The organism is Lysobacter sp. A378, assembly GCF_054052125.1.
Genome location: NZ_JBSVRK010000001.1, coordinates 966,229 through 990,929, shown reverse-complemented (window position 1 = coordinate 990,929; position 24,701 = coordinate 966,229). Strand labels below are relative to the sequence as shown.

General features: G+C 65.6%; 21 protein-coding genes. 5 read left to right on the top strand and 16 right to left on the bottom strand.

Going from position 1 to position 24,701, the window contains the following annotated elements:
* Positions 1–3: 3 nt before the first annotated feature.
* Entirely contained in the window at positions 4–1,350 is a 1,347-nt protein-coding gene (locus tag ACW7G1_RS04510) for a formimidoylglutamate deiminase (RefSeq protein ID WP_456978525.1), read from the bottom strand.
* Positions 1,351–1,494: 144 nt separating this feature from the next.
* Between ACW7G1_RS04510 and hutI the strand changes: the two genes are divergently transcribed.
* The 3 genes from hutI to ACW7G1_RS04495 are packed head-to-tail and all read left to right on the top strand — an operon-like array spanning position 1,495 to position 4,539.
* Positions 1,495–2,688: an imidazolonepropionase gene (hutI, locus tag ACW7G1_RS04505; RefSeq protein ID WP_456978848.1), complete on the top strand. Its 1,194-nt coding sequence runs from the start codon at positions 1,495–1,497 to the stop codon at positions 2,686–2,688.
* Between the two features lie 55 nt (positions 2,689–2,743).
* Positions 2,744–3,778, top strand: a complete 1,035-nt coding sequence (locus ACW7G1_RS04500) for a hypothetical protein (protein WP_456978524.1) — start codon at positions 2,744–2,746, stop codon at positions 3,776–3,778.
* 11 nt (positions 3,779–3,789) lie between these two features.
* Positions 3,790–4,539, top strand: a complete 750-nt coding sequence (locus ACW7G1_RS04495) for an ABC transporter ATP-binding protein (RefSeq protein ID WP_456978522.1) — start codon at positions 3,790–3,792, stop codon at positions 4,537–4,539.
* Positions 4,540–4,650: 111 nt separating this feature from the next.
* Here the strand turns inward: ACW7G1_RS04495 and ACW7G1_RS04490 are convergent, their stop codons facing one another.
* The 3 genes from ACW7G1_RS04490 to ACW7G1_RS04480 form a co-directional block, all read right to left on the bottom strand.
* Positions 4,651–5,373, bottom strand: a complete 723-nt coding sequence (locus ACW7G1_RS04490) for a hypothetical protein (RefSeq protein WP_456978521.1) — start codon at positions 5,371–5,373, stop codon at positions 4,651–4,653.
* A gap of 145 nt (positions 5,374–5,518) precedes the next feature.
* Positions 5,519–5,710: a 30S ribosomal protein THX gene (locus tag ACW7G1_RS04485; protein ID WP_456962183.1), complete on the bottom strand. Its 192-nt coding sequence runs from the start codon at positions 5,708–5,710 to the stop codon at positions 5,519–5,521.
* 138 nt (positions 5,711–5,848) lie between these two features.
* Positions 5,849–6,256, bottom strand: a complete 408-nt coding sequence (locus ACW7G1_RS04480; protein WP_456978520.1) for a MerC domain-containing protein — start codon at positions 6,254–6,256, stop codon at positions 5,849–5,851.
* 85 nt (positions 6,257–6,341) lie between these two features.
* Here ACW7G1_RS04480 and ACW7G1_RS04475 point away from each other — a divergent pair, with 85 nt between their 5' ends.
* Entirely contained in the window at positions 6,342–8,555 is a 2,214-nt protein-coding gene (locus ACW7G1_RS04475; RefSeq protein ID WP_456978519.1) for a TonB-dependent receptor domain-containing protein, read from the top strand.
* Positions 8,556–8,561: 6 nt separating this feature from the next.
* On the opposite strand, the gene ACW7G1_RS04470 is transcribed toward ACW7G1_RS04475, so the two are convergent.
* Entirely contained in the window at positions 8,562–9,050 is a 489-nt protein-coding gene (locus tag ACW7G1_RS04470) for a transcriptional repressor (RefSeq protein ID WP_456978518.1), read from the bottom strand.
* 37 nt (positions 9,051–9,087) lie between these two features.
* Positions 9,088–10,494 (bottom strand): glutamate--tRNA ligase, encoded by a 1,407-nt coding sequence (gene gltX / locus ACW7G1_RS04465; protein WP_456978517.1) that lies wholly within the window; start codon positions 10,492–10,494, stop codon positions 9,088–9,090.
* 91 nt (positions 10,495–10,585) lie between these two features.
* Between gltX and lpxH the strand changes: the two genes are divergently transcribed.
* The gene (lpxH, locus tag ACW7G1_RS04460; protein ID WP_456978516.1) at positions 10,586–11,320 is read left to right on the top strand and encodes a UDP-2,3-diacylglucosamine diphosphatase; all 735 of its coding nucleotides are present in this window, start codon (positions 10,586–10,588) and stop codon (positions 11,318–11,320) included.
* Between the two features lie 80 nt (positions 11,321–11,400).
* On the opposite strand, the gene ACW7G1_RS04455 is transcribed toward lpxH, so the two are convergent.
* From ACW7G1_RS04455 to ACW7G1_RS04410, 10 genes are all read right to left on the bottom strand, one after another.
* Positions 11,401–11,862: a COG3650 family protein gene (locus ACW7G1_RS04455; protein WP_456978515.1), complete on the bottom strand. Its 462-nt coding sequence runs from the start codon at positions 11,860–11,862 to the stop codon at positions 11,401–11,403.
* Positions 11,863–11,914: 52 nt separating this feature from the next.
* The gene (locus ACW7G1_RS04450; RefSeq protein ID WP_456978514.1) at positions 11,915–12,748 is read right to left on the bottom strand and encodes a ferritin-like domain-containing protein; all 834 of its coding nucleotides are present in this window, start codon (positions 12,746–12,748) and stop codon (positions 11,915–11,917) included.
* An 8-nt stretch (positions 12,749–12,756) separates the two neighbouring features.
* Positions 12,757–14,226 carry an amidophosphoribosyltransferase gene (gene purF / locus ACW7G1_RS04445; RefSeq protein WP_456978513.1) on the bottom strand — a complete coding sequence of 490 codons (1,470 nt, stop codon included), beginning with the start codon at positions 14,224–14,226 and terminating at the stop codon, positions 12,757–12,759.
* 74 nt (positions 14,227–14,300) lie between these two features.
* On the bottom strand, positions 14,301–14,891 hold the full coding sequence (locus tag ACW7G1_RS04440; protein WP_456978512.1) for a CvpA family protein: 591 nt from the start codon (positions 14,889–14,891) through the stop codon (positions 14,301–14,303).
* Between the two features lie 19 nt (positions 14,892–14,910).
* On the bottom strand, positions 14,911–15,918 hold the full coding sequence (locus ACW7G1_RS04435) for an SPOR domain-containing protein (protein WP_456978511.1): 1,008 nt from the start codon (positions 15,916–15,918) through the stop codon (positions 14,911–14,913).
* Between the two features lie 84 nt (positions 15,919–16,002).
* On the bottom strand, positions 16,003–17,340 hold the full coding sequence (folC, locus tag ACW7G1_RS04430) for a bifunctional tetrahydrofolate synthase/dihydrofolate synthase (RefSeq protein ID WP_456978510.1): 1,338 nt from the start codon (positions 17,338–17,340) through the stop codon (positions 16,003–16,005).
* Between the two features lie 54 nt (positions 17,341–17,394).
* Positions 17,395–18,036, bottom strand: coding sequence for a histidine phosphatase family protein (locus ACW7G1_RS04425; RefSeq protein ID WP_456978509.1), 642 nt, complete (start codon positions 18,034–18,036; stop codon positions 17,395–17,397).
* Positions 18,033–20,234 carry a S46 family peptidase gene (locus tag ACW7G1_RS04420; RefSeq protein ID WP_456978508.1) on the bottom strand — a complete coding sequence of 734 codons (2,202 nt, stop codon included), beginning with the start codon at positions 20,232–20,234 and terminating at the stop codon, positions 18,033–18,035. The genes ACW7G1_RS04425 and ACW7G1_RS04420 overlap by 4 nt, the downstream gene beginning before the upstream one ends.
* Before the next feature lie 47 nt (positions 20,235–20,281).
* Complete coding sequence (locus ACW7G1_RS04415) at positions 20,282–22,429, bottom strand: S46 family peptidase (RefSeq protein ID WP_456978847.1); 2,148 nt, start codon at positions 22,427–22,429, stop codon at positions 20,282–20,284.
* Positions 22,430–22,484: 55 nt separating this feature from the next.
* Positions 22,485–24,662, bottom strand: coding sequence for a S46 family peptidase (locus tag ACW7G1_RS04410; RefSeq protein WP_456978507.1), 2,178 nt, complete (start codon positions 24,660–24,662; stop codon positions 22,485–22,487).
* Between the last annotated feature and the right edge of the window lie 39 nt (positions 24,663–24,701).

The window sequence follows — 24,701 nt, the reverse complement described above, 5'->3', positions numbered from 1 at the left end:
CGGCTAATTGTCGGCGAGCATCCGCTCGATTTCGCTCCGGCAATGCGAAAGGATGGCGTCGGCATGGAAGTGGCGACCGTTCTCGACCACGCATCGGCCGTCCACCCAGGTCTCGCGCACCAGCGGGCGGTTGCCGGCAAACACCCATCGATCAATCGCGTCCTCGTCCCGGGCACCGATAAATTGCGGCGCGCCGACATCCAGCACCACCGCGTCGGCAAACTCACCCTCGGCCAGGCGACCGATCGCATGGCCGGTCGAGTCGGCGGCGCTGGCGACCGCGCCATGCACCAGGGTTTCACCCACGCTCGGGGACGCGCTGGTCACGGCGATATTGCGCCGCCGGGTGGACAACCTCTGGCCGTACTCCAGCCAGCGCAGTTCCTCGACCGGCGATACCGAGATGTTGGAGTCCGACCCGATGCCCCAACGGCCTCCGGCATCGATGTAGTCGGCCAGCCGGAACAGCCCGTCGCCGAGGTTCGCCTCGGTGGTCGGACACAGTGCAACGGTGGCGCCCGATTCGGCGATGCCGGCCAACTCGGCGTCGTCCAGGTGGGTCGCATGCACCAGGGTCCAGCGCCGGTCGACGCCTGCATGGTCGAGCAGCCATTGCACCGGCCGCGCGCCGCGCACCTGCAGGCACTCATCGACCTCCGCGGTCTGCTCGGCAATATGGATGTGGATGCGGCTGTCACCCGGCAATGCCGCGATGACCTCTTTCATCGCCTGCTCCGGCACCGCGCGCAGGCTGTGCAACGCGCAGCCGACCTTCAGCATGGAGTTCTGCTCGGTACGCAGGGTGTCCAGCAGTCGCAGGTAGCTTTCCACGTCGTGGCCAAACCGCTTCTGCCGTGCGTCGAGTGCGCGTCCGTCAAAGCCACCGGTCATGTACAGCACTGGCAGCAGGGTCATGCGGATGCCCACGTCGTGCGCGGCAGCGATCAACGCATGTGACATCGCCGCAGGGTCCGCATAGGGCTTGCCATCGGGCGCGTGGTGCAGGTAGTGGAACTCGCAAACGGTGGTGTAGCCCGCTTCCAGCATCTCGCTGTACAACTGCGCCGCCACCGCGTGCAGCGCTTCGGGCGTGAAGCGGCCGGCGAAGCGATACATCGCCTCGCGCCAGGTCCAGAACGAGTCGTCAGGGTTGGTCTGACGCTCGGCCATGCCCGCCATCGCGCGCTGGAACGCATGCGAATGCAGGTTGGCAACTCCCGGCAACACGCGCTGGTCGGTGGTACCGCCGTGTTGCCTGCGGGTGATGTGGCCGTGTATGTCGACGTCGAGTTTGACGCCATCCCGCCAACCATCGGGGTGCCAGATCCTGGCGTTTGGAATCGTTCTCATGCCCCGATTGTGGCGCGTCGACACGGATCTGGCGACCGCTGGCGGTCTCTTTACAATGGGGCCATGAGCACACATCACGCGACGCCGCACGCACGCCCCTGCCCCGATGACCACGCCGACTCCGACTCCCGATGGGATGGGCTGATGATTGGCGCCTCGTTGGCGACCTTGATGGGCGACACCGGTTACGGCGAGATCACCGACGGCGCACTGGGTTGGAAGGACGGTCTCATCACCTATGCCGGTGCGCGCAGCGAGCTGCCAGGCGAGCCATCGATGCTGGCCCGGGAGGTCGTCCAGGCCGATGGCTGGATCACCCCCGGCCTGGTCGATTGCCACACCCACCTGGTGTTTGCCGGTGACCGCGCGCGCGAGTTCGAGTTGCGCCTGCAGGGTGCCAGCTATCAGGAGATCGCCCAGGCAGGCGGCGGCATCCTGTCCACCGTGCGCGCGGTGCGAGCGGCTGACGAAGCCGAGCTGCTACGACAATCATTGCCGCGCGCGCGTGCGTTGCTGGCCGATGGCGCGACCACCGTGGAGATCAAGTCCGGCTACGGGCTGGACTTCGACAACGAACGCAAGATGCTGCGGGTCGCCCGGCAGATCGGCGACACCCTGGGCATCACCGTGCGCACCACCTATCTCGCCGCGCATGCATTGCCCCCGGAGTTCGAGGGCCGCGGCGATGACTACATCGACGCGGTGATCGAGTGGATGCCGCAGCTGCACGCCGAGGGACTGGTCGACGCGGTCGATGCATTCTGCGAAGGCATCGGTTTCAACCCGGAACAGACTCGCCGCGTGTTCAAGGCTGCGAGCGCGCTCGGCCTGCCGGTCAAGCTGCACGCCGACCAGCTGAGCGACCTGGGCGGTGCCGGACTGGTGGCCGAGTTCGGTGGCCTGTCGGCCGACCATATCGAACACAGCAGTGACGCCGGCATCCGTGCGATGGCGGATGCCGGGGCAGTCGCAGTGCTGCTGCCGGGCGCGTTCCATGTACTACGCGAAACCACCCTGCCCCCGCTGGATGCCCTTCGCGAACACGGCGTGGCCATGGCCGTCGCCACCGACTGCAACCCCGGCACCTCGCCGCTGATGTCGCTGCGCCAGGCGATGCAGCTGGCCTGTACCCACTTCCGGTTGACACCGGAGCAGGCACTACGCGGCGCCACCGTGCACGCGGCGCGCGCCTTGGGCCTGCACGATCGCGGCGTGCTGGAAGTCGGCGCCCGGGGGGACTTCGTGCAATGGCGGATCAACCATCCTTCCGAGCTGGGCTACTGGCTGGGTGGTGATCTGGCGCAAGCGGTCCATGTCGGCGGGATACGACTGACGTGACCGGCGGACTCGAGTCGCTTTCCAAGCCGCCCGGTTCCCTGTGATCCAAGCCCGCATGTCGTCCCTGATCCCTCCGTGGCACCCCTGGTTTGCCGAATCCGCGATCGTCCTGCGCCGCCGGCTGGCGTCGGTGTGGGTACCAGTAGCGCTGATCGGGTTGGGACTGGGGTTTGCCACCGCGCTGGGCGCCGGCTGGTCCCGCGCCAACGACACCTCTTTTGCCGCCGCAAGCCAGTCTCTGTTGACGCCACTGCTGAACTGGCCGCTGCTGTGCGCATCGATCGTCGGCATCGGCAGCTACGTGCTGGTCAACATGCGACTGCAGGCGGTTGCCGCGCAACTACGCGACGGATGGTGGGCGGCCATGCCCATCGACCCCCGCAGCCGGGTGATTACGCTGTGCATCGTCGCCGGCACCGTTACGGCCTTCTACTTGCTGGCTCTTGCGTTGGCCGTGGGCGCGCTCAGCGCGCTGGGTGCGCATGGCGATATCGGCTTCGTCAGCTGCAGCGCCGCACTGGCGGCCATCGTTGGCGCCGCGGCGGCGCTGGTCGTAGTGCTACGTCGACCACGCGCGGCCATTGCCGGGTTCGTTCACGTCCATGTCCGTACCCGCCGGGCATTTTTCAACACCGAGTGGTTGCAGGACCGTCAGTTGCCACACCTGTCCGACTGGCAGCGGCGCGAGGTGCGGCTCCGCTGGCGGACCGGCGCAAGCGCGATGCCGGTATGCGCGGCATTGCTGTTGCTCCCCGTGGGAGGATCACCGCTGGTCCTGTTGGGACTGCTGGTATTCGCGTTATCCGCCACCTGGCTTGGACTGGTGCTGCGTGCATCGGTTCGGATTGCGGCGTCGGCCGGCACCTTGTTGCGCGCAACCCCCGCAGGTCCATCGCGCCAACGTCGCGCGACGCGGCGTTATCCACTGTTCGCCTGTGCGTGTGCGTCGACATGCGGCGTGCTGGTTTCCGGGGCAGCGCACTCGTGGGCCTTGCTGGTCGGCTGGTCGGTGTTGGTCGTATTGGTGGCCATTCCCGCGCTACCGGCGGCGTGGCGATTGTTCCTGGATTCGAGAATCCATACACGATGACTCCATACACGATGACAAGCACGCCCTCCGACCGGTCGCAGGCCCTGCAGCTCAATCGGCTGTACTTTGGTTACCATCCGCGCCAGCCAGTCCTGCACGACATCAACCTGCAGCTTCCATGCGGCGAGTTCGTGGCCTTGATTGGCCCCAATGGCTCGGGCAAGAGCACCTTGCTGCAATGTCTGGTCGGCGCGCAGGCACCGACTACCGGCCAGGTGCTGGTCGACGGCATCGACATGGCCCTTGACCCTCGACGTGCGAAGTCGCGGCTCGGCTTCGCGGTCGACCCGACCCTTCTGCCGACGTTATTGACCGGCCGCGAAGCCCTGCGGCTGTTCTCCGGTGCGCGTGGACTGGACGGCATTCCGGTCGCAAGCATGCTGCTCGCCGACGCACTCAAGCTATCGCCGGTGCTCGACCGTCCCATTGGTCAGTACTCGCTGGGAACCCGGCAGAAGCTCGGCATCACCCTGGGCCTGCTCGGCGAACCGCCCTTGCTGGTGCTGGATGAACCGCTGAACGGACTGGACCCGCCAAGTGCTTGGACACTCAAGCTGCACCTGCAAAAGCTGACCCGCGAACACGGTACGACCGTACTGCTGGCAACTCACTCACTGGATGTCGCCGAGCGTTTCATCGACCGCGCCGTGCTGCTGGTGGACGGCCGTCTGCATTGCGATTGGGACGGTCACGCCTTGGCGGCAATCCGCAACGATCCGGCCCAGTCCCTGGAGCAGGCGATGGTGGCGGCACTTGCATGAGCCCTCGCCAGCCACTACCCAGCCATGAAAAAGCCCCGCAATGCGGGGCTTTTCAGTCACAACGGCAATACGCCGATGCTTATTGGCTTGATACACGGTCACCGCCGTCATTCAGTCCCGCAGCGTCTCCGGCGTGACCGACCCGGTGACCTTGCCTTCGGCATCCAGGAATTCGATCGAGGCGCCGCCGTTCGGCGCCACCTTCAGGCGCAGTCGAGTATTGCCAGACGCGTCCATGAGGTTAAGCACCGACTCCTGGTCACCATTGCGGCCCGCGAACAGGCGGTTGGCACCGTAGTAATTGTCGGCTCGACGCTCGTTCATCAGCGCCTCGCGCTCGGCCTCGGGCATTGCGTCCAGCATCGCGCGCGCCTTGATGTCTTGCAGGAGCGGGCGGTCGGGACGATCGCTCACGGTCAATCCGCTGCGCCGGCGTCCACCCGATTCGATGTTGTTGAGCGTGACTACCTGGTCCTGTTCGTACTGGTCCATGCTCAGGTGGACACCGTGACTGACCTCGCCATCGGCGTCCTTGCTTCCCGCAAAGACCAGTCCACCGTTCTCGGTGCCTTCATCGTTGAAGAACAGCATTCCGGCGACCTCGCGCTCATGCGGATACTGTTTTCCATCAATGAACAGCCCCGGGAACCGGTCCATATTCGAGATCGTCATTCGCAGCGTTCCATCGGGTTCGCGCACGTTGATGCGCTGCACGTCGATCACGTCGAACTTCTCGCTGCGGATCGAAGTGGCACCGCTGAGCACGATGGCACCGAAGGCTACGGTGAGTACACCGGAATAGATGGCGAGGTACTTCTGGCTGGCATTCGACATGGGGTCTGCGTTCCGTTTGACGTCCACCGAACCTAACCCCTCGGTGTCCGTGGCTTCCCGTGTATATCGTCATGGGTCCGGTGCCGTGCCATGAAAAAGCCCCGCAATGCGGGGCTTTTCAGTCACAACGGCAATACGCCGATGCTTACTCCTTGGAGACGGTCTTCTTGGCCACGACTTTCTTCGTTGCGGCCTTGCTGACAGCCTTGCTGGCAGCGGACTTCTTCACCACTGGCGCGGCGGCGGTGCCGGTGGCCTTGGTTACGGCCGAGCGGGAGTTGCCGTAGCTGGAGTTGAAGCGCTTGCCCTTGGCGGTTTTACGGTCGCCCTTGCCCATGATGTTGCTCCCGGATGTATAGATGGAAAACTAGCGATAAACCCGCCCATGAGGCGCGGGCGCCGGCGTGGAGCACCAGGGCCGCACGTGGCGCGGGAAGCTGCGTAGGGTAACACGCCGATTATCGCCAGCGAACCGTCAATGCGCGCAGCTGGCGTCGTGGACGTGACCGTGGTTCAGCCGCAGATTGGCCACATGTGCCAACCCGACCAGGGTACCGCCAAAGGTCATTGCGATCGCGTGCGGGACCAGGCTGTGGTGCAGCGGCGCGTACAACACCGCCAGCCACAGCACCAGCAAGCCGGGGATCAACAACCCCAACGCACGGACGACGCCATGGCGTCGATAACCCTGGATCAGGCTGAACAGCCCCAACAATGTTGCAAAGACCACGAATGCCTGTTCAAAGCGGTCGTTGCCCATGCTGATCAGCCCCAACGCGGGCAACAAGGCGATCACCACAGGCAACAGTGCGCAATGGATGGCACACAGGATTGAGCCGTAAGCGCCGAGGCGATCGAGAATGCGGCGGGTTTGTGGAGACATGGGGACCGTGACCTATGGGGGATGAGTTCGTATTGTTATAATATAACATTACGGATCCCCGTCCACGCCACTGTAGCCGATTCTTATGCCCAAACGCTCATTTCCTCGTCATTTGCCACTGGTTGCCGCACTGGCCATCGCCCTGCCAGCGTTCGCCGCCGAGCCGCCAAGCGTGCCCGCCCACGACCACCAGCCGACCGACCTGACCGCCGTGAAAGTGCGCGCCAACCTGCTGCCCGCCACTGCCGAGGATCTGGTTCACCCCGTGGAGATATTGGCCGGTGAGCGACTCGATGCCGCCAAGGCCAACTCTTTGGGGGAAACGGTGAACAAGCTCCCAGGCGTGCAGTCGTCCTACTTTGGGCCCGGCGTCGGCCGGCCGATCATCCGCGGCTTCGATGGCGCCCGGGTCCAGGTCCTCAGTGATGGGCTTGGCGCTGGCGATGTGTCGACCCTCAGTGCCGATCATGCCGTCAGTATCGAGCCATTCCTCGCCGAGCAGATCGAAGTCCTGAAAGGCCCTTCCACCCTGCTTTACGGTAGCGGCGCCATCGGCGGGGCGGTCAATGTGATCGACGGCCGCATCCCCGAAACGGTCACCACCGCACCGCTGCAGGGCCGCGCCGAACTGCGCGCCGGCAGCGTCAACGACGAGAAGACCGGGATGCTGCGGCTGGATGGCACGTCGGCATCGGGAAATCTGGTGTTTCATGTCGACGCGCTGCATCGCGAGACCGGCGACTACGACATTCCCGGTTTCCCCGAAAGTGCGCGCCATCTCGCCGAGGAAGGCGAAATCCCGGACCCGTCCACTGCCGGCACCCTGCCCAACAGCGCCGTACGTACTGACAGCGGCGCATTGGGCGTGTCATGGATCGGTGAGCGCGGCTTCATCGGTATCGGCCACTCGTTGTTCAACACGCGCTACGGCGTGCCGGGCCATTCCCATGGTGGCGATGACGGTCATGACCACGATCATGGCCACGCGCATGACGAAGATGAGCACGGCGAAGACGCCGTCCGCATCGTCATGGACCAGCGCCGCTCGGAGCTGCGTGCCGGCCTGGACGACGTCGGCGTGTTCGAGTCGTTGCGGCTGAAGTTCGCCGATACCGAGTACACCCATACCGAATTCGAAGGCCACGATGTCGGCACGGTATTCGACAACACCAGCAAGGAAGCACGCCTGGAGGTGGTACACAAGCCATGGGGCGCATGGCGTGGCGCGTTCGGAGTGCAGCTGTCGGAGCGCGACTTCAACGCGGTAGGCGCGGAGGCATTCGTGCCGGCCACCGAGGGTCGCGACACCGGCCTGTTCTGGATCGGCGAGCGCAACTTCGGCCCGGTCAAGCTGGAGCTTGGTGCCCGCCACGACCGCAACCGGATTGATTCCGCCGCGCAGGCCTTGGCGCCGCAACGGCGAACCTCTCGTAAGTTCGAGGCCCAAAGCGCGTCGGCTGCGGTGAAGTGGGAGGTCAACGACACGTTCCACCTGTCGCTGGGCCTGGATCGCGCGCAACGCGTACCAACCGCCGAGGAGCTCTACTCCAACGGCTTGCACGTGGCGACCGGCACGATCGAGATCGGCGATCACAACCTGGAGGTGGAAACCGCGAACCGGCTCGAGCTCGGCTTCCGCTGGCACGGCGAACGCGTGCAGTTGGGCATGGCCGCCTACACAATCAAGTACGACGACTTCATCTACCTGAGCACGCTGGAGTCGTTGCGCGATCCGGGCGCGACGCTGACCGATGGTGGCACCACCGTCCACCTGTGGAACCAGGCCGATGCGCGCTTCCACGGCATGGAGGCCGAAGCGACGGTCATGCTGGCCGACAACGCCAGCGGTGCATGGGACCTTCGCGTGTTTGGCGACATCGTGCGCGGCGAGCTGGACGAAGGCGGCAGCCGCGATGTCGATCTGCGCGTATTTCACGGCGAACACACCCACCGTCACGCTGCCCGGATCGCACTGGACGGCAACCTGCCGCGCATCGCCCCGGCTCGCGTCGGCAGCGAGCTGAGCTGGAACCACGATGCATGGCGCGCCTCCGTGGGTGCCGTGCGTTATATGAAGCAGGACCATGTGGCGACGGATGAAACTGCCACGCCGGGCTACACCCTGGTCGACGCGCACCTGGCCTGGCACGTGGACACCGCGCATGGCAACGCATGGGAGATCTTCCTGGACGGCAGCAACCTGCTAGACGAGGAAGCGCGCCCGCATACCTCGTTCCTGAAGGACCTGTCACCGCTGCCCGGCCGCGGCATCGCGTTTGGCGTGCGCGCGTTCTTCTGAGCGCAGCTACGCCGCTTCCCTGGCGCACTGGGCGCACAGGCCGTGGACTTCCAGGGTCTGTGCGCGGGGCAGGAAGCCCAGGGCACGGGCGCGCTTCTCCAATGCCTCCACGATGGAATCGTCTTCCAGTTCGGTGGCGGACTGGCAGTTGTCGCAGATCAGGAATGGCACCGCGTGCTGCTCGCCGCCGGGGTGGTGGCAGCCGACAAAGGCGTTGATCGAGGACAGCTTGTGGATGAAGCCGTGCTCGAACAGGAAGTCCAGCGCACGATAGACCGTCGGCGGTGCGGCGGCGTCATGGGTCGCCTTCATCTGGTCGAGCAGCTCATAGGCCTTCATGGGCCGGCCGGCGTCGGCGATCAGGCGCAACGCGCTGGCCCGCAGCGGCGTCAACCGCAGGTTGCGTTGCGCGCAGACACGCTCGACCTCGCGCACGAAGGCATCGCCATCGTGGACGTGGTGTTTCGGATCGGTGCAGGCAGGGGCGCGGGTCATGGCCAGGACCTCATATGACCTTTCGTTGTTGCATGATCTAGGTCTCGACCGCCACTTTATCAAGCGCCGCATCGATCCGCTTCAGTGCCTCGACCTGTCCGGCCAGGTACACCGTGTGCGAGATATCCGGGCTGACCTGGGTGCCGGTGATCGCCACCCGTAGCGGCTGGGCAACTTTGCCCATGCCCAGTTCCAATGCGGTGGCGGTCTCGTGCAGGGCGACGCCAACATTGTCGGCGGTCCATTCCGGCAACGCCGCGAGCCGTTCCCGCGCACCGGCAAGCGGTGCACGTGCCGCCGGCTTGAGGTGTTTTGCAACTGCGGCTTCGTCGTATTCGAGCAGCGGACCAAACCAGACCGCGGCCCGCCCGGCCATCTCCTTCAGGGTTTGCACGCGGTCACGCAGGGCCACCACGATATCGGCCGCCGCCGGGCCCTTGTCCAGGTCAAGTCCCTGCTGCTGCAAATGCCATTGCAGGTGCCTGCCGACGGCCACCGGGTCGTCGCTCTTGAGATACTGCTGGTTGAGCCAGCCAAGCTTGGCCGGATCCAGCCGTGCGGGCTTGGAGTGGACATCCTTTAGATCGAACAGCGACTTCATCTCGTCGATCGAGAAGATCTCCTGGTCGCCGTGCGACCAGCCCAGGCGCGCCAGGTAGTTGAGCAACGCGTGCGGCAGGTAGCCGGCGTCGCGATACTCGATGACATCCGCCGCGCCGGTGCGCTTGGACAGCTTGGCGCCTTCCGGATCCAGGATCATCGGCAGGTGTGCGAAGTGCGGCACGGTCGCACCCAGGGCCTGGTAGATGTTGATCTGGCGCGGGGTGTTGTTGACGTGGTCGTCGCCGCGGACGACATCGGTGATGCCCATGTCGAGGTCATCGACCACGACGGCGAAGTTGTAGGTCGCGTAGCCGCCCGGTCTGAAGATCACCAGGTCATCCAGCTCGGTGTTGCTGATCTCGATCCGGCCCTTGACCTTGTCGTCCCAGGCGACCACGCCATCGCGCGGATTCCTGAAGCGGATTACCCGGTTGGGATCCTCGCGGTAGCCCGCGTCCTGGTCGCGGTAGGCGCCGTTGTAGCGCGGCTTCTCATTGGCGGCAACCAGGGCCTCGCGCATGGCCTCCAGCTCGGCCTTGGTCTCGTAGGCGTAATACGCGTGACCGGAGGCGACCAGTTGCTCGGCCACCTCGCGATAGCGCTCAAGCCGATGGGTCTGGTAGATCGGACCTTCATCAAAATCCAGTCCCAGCCATTGCATCGCCTGCAGGATGGCGTCGATTGCCTCTTGGGTGCTGCGTTCGCGATCGGTGTCCTCGATCCGCAGGATGAACTCGCCACCGCGACGACGCGCCTCCAGCCAGCAGTACAACGCGGTACGTGCCCCACCGATGTGCAGGTAACCAGTCGGGCTGGGGGCGAAGCGGGTGCGGCAGCTCATGCGGGACAACTCCAGGGGGAAGTCCGTCGATTTTAGCCGCTGCCGCTGCCGACCGTGCGGGACGGACGGTTTCGCCCCCTACAATGCCCCAATGACCACGCTCTTCATCTCCGATCTCCACCTCGACGCCGAGCGCCCGCAGATCACCGAGCTGTTCGGCCGTTTCCTGCGCGAGCAAGCCGCCGGCGCGGATGCGCTGTATATCCTTGGCGACCTGTTTGAAGCCTGGGTCGGTGACGACGACCCGTCCGATACCGGCTCCTTCGTCGCCCGCGAGCTGCACGCGGTAAGCGCGGCGGGAACCCCGGTGGCATTCATGCATGGCAATCGCGATTTCCTGCTTGGCAACGACTATGCCCGTCGCGCCGGGATGGCGATCCTGCCCGACCCCAGCGTGGTGGTGCTGTATGGCCGCCCCACCCTGCTGCTGCACGGGGACACCCTGTGCACCGATGATCTCGCCTACCAGCAGTTCCGCGCCCAGACCCGCAACCCGGCATGGCAGGCGCAATTCCTGTCCCAGCCATTGCCTGCCCGCCTGGCATTCGCGCAGCAGGCGCGAGCGGCCAGCAAGGCGCACCAGTCGGGGCTGAAGTCGGAAGGGACGATGGAGACCATCACCGACGTCGCGCCGGCGACGGTCGCGGAAACCTTCACCCGCTTCGGCATCGACACGATGATCCACGGTCACACCCATCGGCCGGCGGTGCATTCAAGCGAAGTTGCCGGCCGCGCCTGCGAGCGGATCGTGCTGGGCGACTGGTACGAACAGGGTTCGGTGCTGCGCGTGACCCGCGAAGGCCATGCGCTGGAATCGCTGGGATAGCCCCAGAACCAGGACACTGAACACGGCTACGAAACCAGGGCCGACGCCTCAGCACAATGGGACGGCATCGGCGTCACGGGTCATTCGGAAGTTGCGCCTGCGCAGCCGGTCAATTCCCTGCCGTCGTAGCGGAACGTGGACGTGTATTCGAACATCTCACCCGACATCGAGTCCTGGCACTGCCCGCCCGTGACGTCCAGGACGAAGGCCTTGCCACCGTCGGTACCGTTGAAGGTGACACCTGTGGCGTGGTCACTGCGCTCAGCGGTCAGCTGCTTGCCCGGTTGCATCTCGGGCGTGGTGTAGATCAGCGTGTCGCCATCGACCTTTACCGACCAGAATGGCTCGTTGCCATGTGCGTGCAACCGGGTGATCGGCTGGTCTGGTTCATTCACCGCCGGCGCGTCGATGGCGGCATCCGCGGAGCTGTCGGCGGCCGGCGTGGTGTCCGTCGGGGTCGGCGATTGAGGTTGGCAGCCCAGCAGGGCGGCCGCCGTGCAGGCGGAGATCGACAGCAACAACAGCGGGCGAATCTTCATCATGGAGGGTTTCCGTTGGTCAGCCAGAGTGACCCCGGAAACTAGCAGGTCCCGATCAACGCCCAGTGACTGCGGCCCGGTTTTCCACCGCGTCCAGCAACATCGCCAACTCTTCCTCGTCAAATCCCGCCTCGCTGCGCGCCTGCAGGTTGAACGGCCCGTACAGGACATCGCGGGCATATTCACTCAGCAGCTGGCGGAACTTCGGTGCCGGTGCGACTCCGGCGCGCGCGCAATACCAGCGGAACCAGCGCGAGCCGGCGGCCACGTGGGCGACCTCTTCGCGCAGGATCACCTCCAGGATGGCAACGGTGGCGTGGTCACCCAGCCCGCGCAGCTTGTCGATCATGCCCGGGGTCACGTCCAGCCCCCGCGCCTCCAGCACCCGCGGCACCAACGCCATCCGGGTCAGGCCGTCATGCGCGGTCTTCACTGCCATTTCCCACAAGCCGTTGTGGGCGTCGAAGTCGCCGTAGTCGTAACCCAGCTCCTGCAGGCGATTGCGCAGCAGCGTGAAATGCCGCGCCTCGTCCACCGCCACGCCGACCCAGTCCGCGTAGAACGCCGGCGGCAGTCCGCGGAACCGATACACCGCGTCCCATGCCAGATCGATGGCATTGAACTCGATGTGCGCGATGGCATGGATGAATGCCGCGCGCCCCGCGTCCGTGCCGAAGCCGCGTTTGGGCAACTGGCGCGGCGACACCAGCGCCGGCCGCACCGGGCGTCCGGGCATGCCGATCGGCATTGGCGGCGGCGGCGATGACGGAATCAGCAACGTCCCACACCGAAAGGCTTCGCCTGCCGCCACGGTCGCGGCGACCTTGTCGTGCGCCGTGGCCGCATCCAGGCAGCCACGCGCCGCCTGGAACAGGTCGTGCGAGGCCACGCTAGCGGTCACGAAGCCCGGCGCGTGGTCTTCGCCTCATCCGAGCGCAGGCGTTTGACCCGCTCGAAATAGTCGGCCTCGGTGCCGGTCACGTAGTCGCCGTCGAAGCACGAGGAGTCGAAATTTTCCAGCCGGTGCTTCGGCCCCGAAACCGCGTCCTCAAGATCGGCCAGGTCCTGGTAAATCAACCAGTCACAGCCCAGCAGTTTTTGGATCTCGTCCTCGGAGCGCTGATGGGCGATCAGCTCCTCGCGAGTCGGCATGTCGATGCCGTAGATATTGGGGTGGCGCACCGGCGGCGCTGCCGAAGCCAGGTAGACCTTGCGCGCACCCGCGTCCCGCGCCATCTGGACGATCTGGCGCGAGGTGGTACCACGCACGATCGAATCGTCGACCAGCAACACAACCCGGTTGCGGAACTCCAGCGGGATCGGGTTGAGCTTGCGGCGCACCGACCTGGCACGCTGCTCCTGACCCGGCATGATGAAGGTACGGCCGACGTAACGGTTCTTGATGAAGCCTTCGCGGTACTTCACCCCCATCACGTTGGCCACTTCCAACGCCGCGTCACGGGAGGAATCGGGGATCGGTATTACCGTGTCGATGTCATGGTCCGGTCGCAGGCGCAGGATCTTCTCGCCCAGCTTCTGGCCCATCCGCATCCGTGCCTTGTGCACCGAAATGTCGTCGATCATCGAGTCGGGCCGGGCGAAATACACGTACTCGAAGATGCACGGCGTATGCACGCCGGGGGCCACGCATTGACGGGCATGCAGTGCGCCGTCAGCGGTGATCACCACCGCTTCGCCGGGCAACACGTCGCGCACCCGCTGGAAACCGGTCAGGTCGAACGCCACCGACTCGGACGCCACCGCGTACTCATCGCCATTGACGCCGGTGCGTTTGCCCAGCACCAGTGGCCGGATGCCGTTGGGGTCGCGGAAGGCCACCAGCCCCAAGCCCAGCACGACCGCGACCACCGCGTATCCACCGACGCAACGCCGGTACACCCCGGTGACCGCCTTGAACGCGGTTTCCGGTGAGGGCGCCTCGCCGTTACCCAGCTCATGCGCAAACACGTTCAACAACACTTCCGAGTCGGACTCGGTGTTGACGTTGCGGCGGTCCTGCTGGAAGACCTCCCGGCGCAGGTCATCGGCATTGATCAGGTTGCCGTTATGCGCCAGCGCGATGCCATAAGGGGAATTGACGTAGAAAGGCTGGGCTTCGTCATCCCCCTCGCTTCCCGCGGTCGGGTAGCGGCAATGGCCGATGCCGACGTGACCGACCAGGCGTCGCATCGAGACGTCGTCGAGCACGTCGCTGACCAGCCCGCTGCCCTTGCGCAACCGAAGGTGCCGGCCATCGGCGACGGCGATGCCGGCCGCGTCCTGGCCACGATGCTGGAGCACCATCAGTCCGTCGTAAAGCTGAGCCGCGACGTCGTTGTGGCCGACGATTCCGATAATGCCGCACATGGCTGTGAGTCCTGGTTGCTGGGGTTTTGTTGCGAAAGACAGAAGTTCTGGCGAGAGCGAAAGGTTGCCCTGAATTATCCCGGGTCGTCCGCCGGTCCAGGCAAGACCGGCGTTGGCAGCGCCGGCAGTGCCTGCATCCGGTCCGGGGAAATCAATGCCGGCGCGTCCGAATCGCCGCGCAGGTCCACCTGGCTGGCGACCCATTGCGGCAACCAGGCCTGCATCATTTGCGCGCCCGGCACGAACACCGGCACCAGCTGGGAATCCTGCCACGACTTCTCGCGGGGCAACTCGGTCAGCCCGAGCAGCAGCAGCAGCGCGCAAGCGATAAACGCCCCGCGCGCGATGCCCAGCAGCAGGCCCAGCATCCGGTCCGGTCCCGACAGGCCGACGGAATGGATCATTTTGCGCACCGCCCAGCCCACCAGTCCAACCACCAGCAACACCACGATGAACGCCAGCGCATAGCCGGCAAACAAGTGGCCAGCGCCTGGTTCACCATCGCGAGCCAACATCAACGCGACTTGCGCGCCGAACTGGAATGCCGCCCAACCCGCCAGCACCCACGCCGCCAGCGACGCCAATACGCCAATCAGGCCCCGCATCAGGCCCAATAGCGCGGACACGCCAACAATTGCCAGCAACACCCAGTCGATTGGACTCATCGCAGCAACCACTCAGCCCTCACGGGTGTGAATGGACGAAACCGGTGATGCCCAGCTTGGCTGCCGCCTGCGCCCTGAGCTTCTCGGCCGCGGCGCGATCGGCCACCGGTCCGACCTGTACCCGGTTCAACGGGCCCTTGTCGGTGGTGACGGTTTCGACAAAGGCACTCAAACCCAGCGCGCGCGCGCGATCACGCAACTTGGTGGCATCCGCGTGGCTGGCAAATGCCCCCAACTGGACGGCAAAGCCCACCGCGCTGGCGGCTGGGGTGGGATCTGCGGGGGTAGGATCTGCGGGCTTGGCGGCGGCAACCGGTTTTGTCGCAGCCGGTTCAGGTGAAGCAGGCTTGGCGGCGGGTTTGCTGTCTACCGGGATAGGTTCTTCAGCCGGCGGTGGCGCCGGCTTCGAAGCAACTGGCCCGGTCGCGGCGATCGGCTTTTTTTCCGCTTCGGCGGCATCGGCGTTCAATACGACCACTTTGGAGCCGACGTCGTCACGCACACGCGAGGCACCCAGGCGGCCAGCCTCGGCGGCGGCGCGTGACTGGTACGGTCCGACTCGCACCCGGTACAGCGTGCGATCACCGGTGGTCGTGGTCTCCTGGTAGCCCGGCAGCTGTGCGTTGCGCAGCGCCTCTACAACCCGCTTGGCGTCGCCAGCGCTGGCATAGCTGCCAAAGCTGACGGCGTAATTACCGTTCGCGGCCGGTGCGGCATCGACGGTGCCGCTGTCAGCGGGCCCGGTATCTGGCGCCCGGGTATCCACCGTCGGCAAGTTGCCGCCATCGGCAGGGTCCACCGGACGGGCACCCAGCCCGGTCACGCTGGAACCATCGGCAGCCGCGGGCGTGACCAACGGCAGCTCGCGGGTTTCGAACTCGCCCTCGGGCGCATTCGGCATCTCCAGCGGAACATCGGACACGCCGCTCTCTGGCGCCGGGCCCTTGATCAGCATCGGCAGAAAGATTACGGCGATCGCGACCAGCACGGCGGCGCCGATCAGGCGCTGTTTCAAGGCAGGTTCCATCGGATCTCGCAAGCAACGAAGTGAAGAGCCCGGCCGATTATACGCGTGTGCCGCCAGGCAGCCGTGCGCGTTGGCCGGTGGTGTTCAGACTGGTGCGGTGGCGGTCGGGTCCAAGGCGGCCAACGCCGCCGCTGCGGTATGGAACGAACCGAATATCAGTATCCGGTCACCCGCTCGTGCCTGGTTGCGAGCGGCGGAAATAGCGTCCGGAACACTGGCGTGGCGGCTGCCCGAGGCGGCCTCGGTGCCCACCAGGCGCGCGGCGAAATCCTCCACCGCGATCCCGCGTGGAGCCTGCTCGACCAGCCCGGCCAAGTGCCAGTGATCAATCACTTCGGCCAATGCCCCGACCACCGCAATCACGTCCTTGTCGGCCAACGCGGCATACACCGCGTGGGTGGCGGCGGCGGCCGCCAGCGGCGCGGCGCGCAACCACCCGGCCAGCTCGCGCGCTGCCTGCGGGTTGTGGCCGACATCGACCACCAGCTCCACGCCGTCGCGTTCAAAACGTTGCAGGCGGCCGGGAAGGTCTGCGGTTTCCACGCCACGGATCATCGCGGCCGCCGATGGCGGCGACTCCAGCGCGCGCAACGCTGCGATCGCGACGGCCGCATTGCGCAGTTGCACCGCGGCCGCCATCCGCGGCAATGGCAAGTCGATTCGACAGCCCACTTCGCGCCAGCGCCAATGCCCGGGCGGCACGGTGTCGGCATCAGCCGCATCGACTGCAGCATCATCATCAGCCGGATCAGTGCTGGCGACGTCAACGAAAAAGTCGCAACCGATCCGGATCGTCGAGGCGCCGATCGCATACGCGTGGCGCAGCACGCTGGACGGTGGATCGTCATCGCCCAGCACCAGCGGTTTCCATCCGCGGGCAATCCCGGCCTTCTCGCGGCCGATCGTCTCGCGGTCATTGCCCAGGTAGTCCTGGTGGTCCAGGTCCACGGTGGTGATGACCGCCACGTCGGGGTCGACGATGTTGGTCGCATCCAGCCGTCCGCCCAGGCCCACCTCGAGGATCGCCAGGTCCAGCCCGGCTCGCTCGAACAGCCACAGCGCTGCCAACGTGCCGTACTCGAAATACGTCAGCAATACCTCGCCACGGGCGGCCTCGATCGCCTCGAACGCCGCGACGATGTCGGCATCGCTGGCCAAGGCTCCGTCGATGCGTACCCGCTCGTTGTAGCGCCACAGGTGCGGTGACGTGTAGCTACCTACCTTCCAGTCCGCGGCGCGTGCAATCGCCTCGATGAATGCAACGGTCGAGCCCTTGCCGTTGGTGCCGCCCACGGTGATGACCTCGCGCGCTGGCCGCCCCAGACCCAACTGGCCGGCAACCTGCTGCACACGCTCCAGGCCCATGTCGATCGACTTGGGATGCAGACGCTCGATCCGCTCGAGCCATTGGGTCAGGTTCATTGCCGCGGGTCGCAAGACGGGGTGGGCATGGCCCGGGATGGACATGATCCGCGCTTACAGCGCGCGATGCACGGCCTCGCCGAACAGCGCGGTGTGGTGGCTGCAATCGTTCAGGCGGACCACGTCGAGATGTTCGATATCCGGACCTTCCAGCAGGTTCAACGTGGTCGGTGCCTGGCGAAAACCCCATAGCCGGCGCAGCGGAATGGCCAGCACGTGGCATAGCAGGACCCGATTGACCGCATCGTGGGCGACCACCAACAGGGTGTCGTCGTCGCCCAGGCCATCGCCCGCGCGGAGCAGCGCACGCCAGGCGCGGTCGAATACGTGCTGCAGTGACTCGCCCTGCGGCATCAGCACCTCGTGCGGGGCGTCCCGCCATGCCCGTAACCGGTCGGGATCACGCTCGCCGATCTCGCTGGCCAGCAATCCTTCCCAGGTCCCGTGAGCGATCTCGCTGAAGTCCGGGTCGATCGCCAACATCCCGGTGCGATCACCGAGCGCCAACTCGGCGGTGCGCCGGGCGCGTGACAACGGCGAGGCCACCGCGCGGGTGATGGACACCTCGCGCAGCCGCTCGCCCAACGCGCGGGCCTGGCTCTCCCCGATCTCCGACAGGGGAATATCGGCCTGACCTTGGTAGCGGCCTTCCGCGTTCCAGCGCGTTTCCCCGTGGCGGGCAAGCAGGATCTTCATGGCGTCTGGTTGACCACTTTGTCCACTACTTTGTCCACTACCTGCTCGGGCACGCCCAGTTCCTGCAATACCTGTGGCGCCGGGAATACTTCCTGCATGATCCAGCGCAGATAGCGGCCGTCGACGGCGATCACCCGGGTCATGGCCGGATCGAACACCCAGTTGGAGCTGACGCTCTCCCAGTTCATGTCGAACACCAAACCGACCAACTCACCGCGCGCGTCCATTACCGGCGAGCCGGAATTGCCACCAGTGATGTCGAGGTCAGCCATGAAGTTGACCGGCACCGTACCAAGCTCGTCACTGGCCAGACCGCCATGGTTCTTCGCCGCGATCGCATCGAGCTGCGCCTGCGGGGCATTGAACGGCTCCACACCGGTAGCCTTGGCGGCCACCTGTTCCAGGGTCGTGAACGGCGGCAGGCGGGTGCCATCGGGCTTGGTGTAGCCCTGCACGTTGCCGAAGGTGATGCGCAGCGATGAGTTCGCATCCGGATATACCGATTCGCCCTGGGCCGCCTTGTAGTCGGCCACCGCCTGCAGGTACGCCGGTCGCGCCAACAGCGCATCGCCATCACGGGTCTCGGCCTGCTTCTCGCTGGCCAGTATTGCCGGCATGACCGCCACCGCCAGCTGCAAGGCCGGGTCGTCACTTGCCTCGATAGTGGCGCGGTCGGCCTTCACCAACGCCAGGCGCGTGTCCAGGTCGCCCAGTTTGGTCTTTGCCAGCCGGTCCAGTGCCGCTTGTACCGCCGCCTCGTCATTGCCGCCCAGCCACGCGTCCAGCGCGGCGATATGTTGCGCCGGCGGCAAGTCGACATATTCGCGCAGCCAGTACTGCTGCAACTGGCGATCCATGCCGGCGTCGTAGCGGCGCTCCATCTGCTCCAGCGAGCCCTCAAACCTCACCAGGTCGCGCTGCTGATAGCCGGCCTCGCGCTCGGCGTCGGGCTTGTCGGCCTCGATCGCAAACCGGTACAGGCCCACCGCGGCGCCAATCACTCCGGTGCGGCGCAACTGACCAAACACCAGGTCGCGGCCGCGGGTGGCATTGTCGGCATCGTTCAGCTCCAGCAAGGTCGCGTGTGCCGCCAGCGCGCCCTCGCCTTCGGCACCTTGTCCGCGAAGCCAATCCAGTACCGCCGCCTCCTCGGCGTGCTTGGTCTTGCTGGCATCGATCCGTTCGAAACCTTCCAACTGGCCGCCGTAATTCTTCATGGTGTTCTGCCAGCCACGGATGGTGCTGGCGTACTTGACCTTGATGGCTTCGTCGCGTGCACCGGCCGCATCGACCAGATCCACCAGCGCCTGGTAGTGCGCCTTGACGGTCGGATACGTCCACTGCGCGGTCTGGTCAAACTCCTCGGCCAAGGCATAGCGGGCGGTACGTCCCGGATAGCCGGCCACCATCACGAAGTCACCGATCTGCAATGGCTGGCTGGCGAACTTCAGCCAGTGCGGCGGCTGGTAGGGCACGTTGTCCTGCGAATACGCCGCCGGCTTGCCGTCCTTGCCGACATAGGCGCGGTAGAACGAGAAATCACCGGTATGGCGCGGCCACATCCAGTTGTCCACGTCGCCACCGAAACTGCCGATGCTGTTGGGCGGCGCGTACACCAGCCGCACGTCCTTGATCTCCAGGTTCTTGAACAACCGGTAGCTGTTGCCGCCGGAGAAACTGTAGAACTGGCAGCGAAAGCCCGGATCGGACTCGCACTCGGCAACCAGTTGCTTCTGGGTGTTCTCCAGCGCCTGGGCGCGACCAAGCGCGTCAGGAGCGGCGTCAATCGCGGCCTGGACCTGGGCGGTGACCTCCTGAATCGAATCAAGCGCATAGATGCGCGCGTTGGGTCCTGCGGACAACTCCTGGGCCGGGGTTGCAGCATTGAACCCGTCCTGGATCAGGTTGTTTTCCGGCGTCGAGTTGAGCTGGATCGCGCCATAGGCGCAATGGTGATTGGTCACCACCAGCCCTTGCGGCGACACGAAGCTGGCGGTGCAGCCGCCCAGCGATACCACCGCGCCCATCGGGTCGCCGGTCAGGTTCGCCAACTGCTCCGGTGGCAACTCCAGGCCCGCTTTCTGCAACGCATCGGAGATCTGCGGCAATTGCTGCGGCACCCACATCCCCTCACCGGCCGTCGCCGACCCCACCACCGCCGCCAGCGCAATCGCTGCGGCCAACACCGAATAACGCATCCGCCCACTCCGAAGAAAAATAGAAAATCCAGCAATCGATACCAAGTCTAGCCCCGTGGCAAATTCATCTCTTCCAGCAAATGCGGCGCGGGGTAGACCTTGGCCAACAACCACCGCATGTAACGCAGGTCGACGTGGATCGCCCGTTTGTAGCGGGGATCGAACATCCAGCTGGCACTGACCGCTTCCCAGTTGCTGTCGAAGTGCAAGCCGATCAACTGCCCGCGCGCATCCAGTATCGGTGAGCCGGAGTTGCCTCCGGTCGTGTCCAGGTTGGTCATGAAGTTGACCGTCTGGGTGCCCAGCTGCGGATCCATGGCGCTGCCGAAGTCGCCCTCGGCGATCGCCTCCAGCAGTGGCGCCGGCGCATCGAACGGGGCCTGCCCGGTGTGTTTCTCCACGATGCCGTCGACCGTCGTCAACGGCAGGTAGCGCACGCCATCACGTGGCTCCATCGTGCTGACCTGGCCGTAGCTCACCCGCAAGGTGGAGTTGGCATCGGGATACACCGCCTCGCCGCGTGACTGGCGATAGGCAATCAGCGCGCGCATGTAGGCCGGACGCAGGCGCAGCAACTCGCCGGCGCGGGCCTTGTCTTCGGCTTCCATGCGCATGATCGCCGGCATCAGTGCCGCGGCGACTTGCAGCAAGGGATCATCCGCCGCGGCCACCGTGGCCGGATCGGCATGGAACCACTCCAGCCGCGCAGCTTCCTGATCCAGTCCGGAACCGGCATACATGGCGTCGAGGCTGGCGTTGACCGCGTCCGGCGTGGTGCCAAACACCGCGTCGAACTCGGCCACGTGTTGCGCAGGCAACGCGTTGTACTGGGCCAGAAGGTCCGCCAGGACCGCCTTTTCCACCGACTCCACATAACGGCGCTGGACTTGCTTCAGTCCGCCTTCGATCAAGGCTTCGTCGCGTTGCTGGTAGCCCGACTCGCGCTGCGGGTCAGGCTTGCCACGTTCCAGGGCGAGTCGCTGCAAGGTCACGGCGGAATCGAGCAACTGGGTCCGCCGGATGATCGTGCTCAACAGCTGGTCGCGCTCACGCACGTCCCGGGCTTCGTCCAGGACCGCTTGCGCTGCCACGATGTCGGCCCGGGTCGCCGCCGCATCCGGCTGGGTGTCAAGCCAATCCAGCATGGCCTGCTGGTCGGCACGGCGCACGGCGACCGCGTTGCTCACGGCCAGACCGTCCAGTTCACCCTGGGCACGCTTGAGACCGTTCTCCAGGCCAGCCAGCGTCGATGCGTAACGCACCCTGGCGTCGGCGTCGCCGCCGATGGCCGCCTCGATGGTCGTGATCAGTCCATCGTACAGAGCGACCCGCGACGGCAGCTGCCATTCGACCTGACTTTCGAACTCCGACGCCATCCGGTGCCGGTAGGTCCGGCCCGGGTAACCGGCCAGCATCGCAAAGTCGCCGGCGACGACGGGCTCGGTCGCGACCTGCAGGTGGGCCGGCGGCGTGAAAGGCACGTTGTCGGTCGAGTAGGCGGCCGGGTGACCGTCGGGACCCACATAGGCCCGCAGCAAGGTGAAGTCTCCGCTGTGGCGTGGCCACATGAAATTGTCGACCTCCCCGCCAAACCCGCCAATCGCATCGGGCGGCGCATAGACCAGCCGCACGTCGCGCAGTTCCAACTGGGTGATCAGGTAGAAATCGGCGCCGTAATGCATGTTGGCGACGCTGCACCGGTTACCCGCTACCTGCTCGCACTCGGCCACGACCGCCTTCTCGGCCGCGTCGATCGCATCAAAGTAGGCACGTCCCTGCTTGCCCTTCGCATTGGCCACGATACGGTCGGTGATCTTGTCGAAGCCGGTCGTCACCCGGACCCGGAAGTCCGGACTGGCCGGCAGCTCGCCGGCACGGTCGGCGGCGATGAAGCCCTCCTCGATCAGGTCACGCTCGGCGCTGGCGTTGTACTGGATCACGCCGAACGCAACATGGTGGTTGGTCAGCAGCAAGCCATCCGCGGACACGAAGGCACCGGTGCCGCCACCGACCTTGACCACCGCGCTCATCGGCGGCCGGGTCAGGTCGGCCAACGCCGCCGGGTCGCCTTCAAAGCCGGCATCGCGCAGTTGGGTGGCGATCTGCGGCAGTTGCGACGGCAACCACATGCCCTCGTCGGCATGGGCGACAGTCGCGCACGATGCCGCGACCGCGGCCAGCAACGCCAGCCGCATCGACTTGCCGGCCGAGCCGACGCGCGGGGATGGCCCGCATCCCACCCGGCAATGATCAGTCATGTGGCAACCCCATTTCTTCCAGCAGGCGGTCGGCGTGGTCGACCTCGTCCATCACCCAGCGCATGTAGCGCGTGTCGACGTGGATCGAACGGGTCAGCTCCGGGTTGAAGATCCAGCCGGCGCTGAGGCTTTCGTAGTTGCCATCAAACAGCAGGCCCACCAATTCGCCATTGGCGTTGAGCGTGGGCGAACCGGAGTTGCCGCCGGTGGTGTCCACGTCGCTGAGGAAGTTGACCGGCACGTCACCCAGCGATTCCATCCGGTACTGCGCACCCTTGCCTGCGGCAATCGCATCCAGCTCGGCCTGCGGGGTGATGAACGGCTCCTCGCCGGTGGTCTTGGCGACGATGCCATCCAGGGTGGTGAACGGGATCATCTCGACGCCATCACGCGGGGAATAGCCGCGCACCGTGCCAAAGGTGATCCGCAACGAGCTGTTCGCGTCCGGGTAGACCGGCGTGCCCTGGGACTGGTTGAAATCGATCATCGCCTGCATGTATTGCGGTCGCAGCGCCGAGACCCGGCCGCTGAGTGCTTCGTCGGCGGCCTCCATCCGCAGCAACGCCGGCATCATCGCCACCGCAAAATCCAGCGCCGCATCATCGGAAGCTTCAATGGCGGCCTTGTCGGCCTCCAGCCACTTCAGGCGTGCGTCAACATCGTCGAGCGTGGAGCTTGCGTACAAGGTGTCCAGCTTGGCATCGAGGCCGGCAATGGTCTTGTCATCGGCGCCGATGCCCAGCCACTGGTCCAGCTCCGGTACCCGCTGCACCGCCGGCACGCGCTCGGCATACCGTGTCAGGCGCAGCGCCATCAAGGCCTTGTCGACCTTGGGGTCATAGCGCTTGTCGAACGCGGTCAGGCGGCCGGCGATACGTGGCGCATCACGGTCCTGGTAGCCGACACGGCGCTCGGCGTCAGGCTTGGCTTGCTCGATCGCGTTGCGATAGAGGCTCACGGCCACCCCGCCCAGCCCACCGCCAACCGCACTGTCGAACCACAAATCACGGTCCCGGGTCGCCCGCGCGCCGGCCAGCTCTTTCTCCAACGCGTCGATGGCCGCCAAGGGGGCCTTGCCTTGCGCGCCGCGTTCGGCCAGCCAGGCCTCCAGTGCCTGCTCGCGGGCCTGCTTCAACCCGACCGGATCGTCCATCTGGGCAAACCCGTCCAGGTTTCCCTGATACAGCTTGAGCACGTTGTTGACGCCCGCCACCGTGGAGGCGTACTTCAATGCCGCCGCCTTGTCGCCCTTGGTGTTGCGCTCAATCGCCGCGAGGTAGTCGCCGAAGTAGGCGATCATCGTCGGGTAGCGCCATTCGATCGCCTCGCGCACCTCACCCGGAAGCCGGTAGCGATCGGTGGACCCCGGATAGCCGGTCACCATCACGTAATCACCTTCGAGCAACGGCTGTTGCGACACCGTCAGCCAGCTCTCGGGCTGGTACGGCACGTTGTCCTTCGAGTACGCCGCCGGCTTGCCATCGGCACCCACATAGGCACGCAGGAAGCTCCAGTCACCGGTGTGGCGCGGCCATTCGAAGTTGTCCTCGTCACCACCGAACTTGCCGATCGAATCCGGTGGGGCATACACCAGCCGCACGTCGCGGATCTCCAGCTGCCGGATCAGCGAGAACTGCAGGCCGCCATTGAAGTTGTAGACGTTGCAGCGCAGGCCACCGGGTTGCTCGCACTCGGCCACCAATGCCTTGTTGCGCGCCTCGATGGTGTCGAAACGTGCCTTGCCGTCCAGACCCTCCAGATCGGCGGTGACCTGGTCGGTCACGTCGCGGATGTCCTGGGTGACGTAGATGCGCGCATTGGGCTCGGCGGGCAGCTCCTCGGCCAGGGTCCCGGCAACAAAGCCGTTGGCCAGCAGGTCGCGCTCGGGGGTGGAGTTGTACTGGATCGCGCCGTAGCCGCAATGATGGTTGGTCACCACCAAACCCTGGGGCGAGACGAAACTCGCGGTGCAACCGCCCAGGCTGATGACCGCGTTGAGCGGCTTGCCGGCCAGGTTGGACAGCGCAGCGGGGTCCATCTGCAATCCGCGCGCTTTCAGCTGCGCGGCCAGCTCGGGCATTTGCCTGGGTTGCCACATGCCCTCGTCGGCAACTGCGGCAGTGGACGCGAACGCGACAATCAGCGCCACGGGCAATATTCGAAGGTTCATGTTGGCCCCGGTATTCATGGTCGAACCGTTGACCATAGG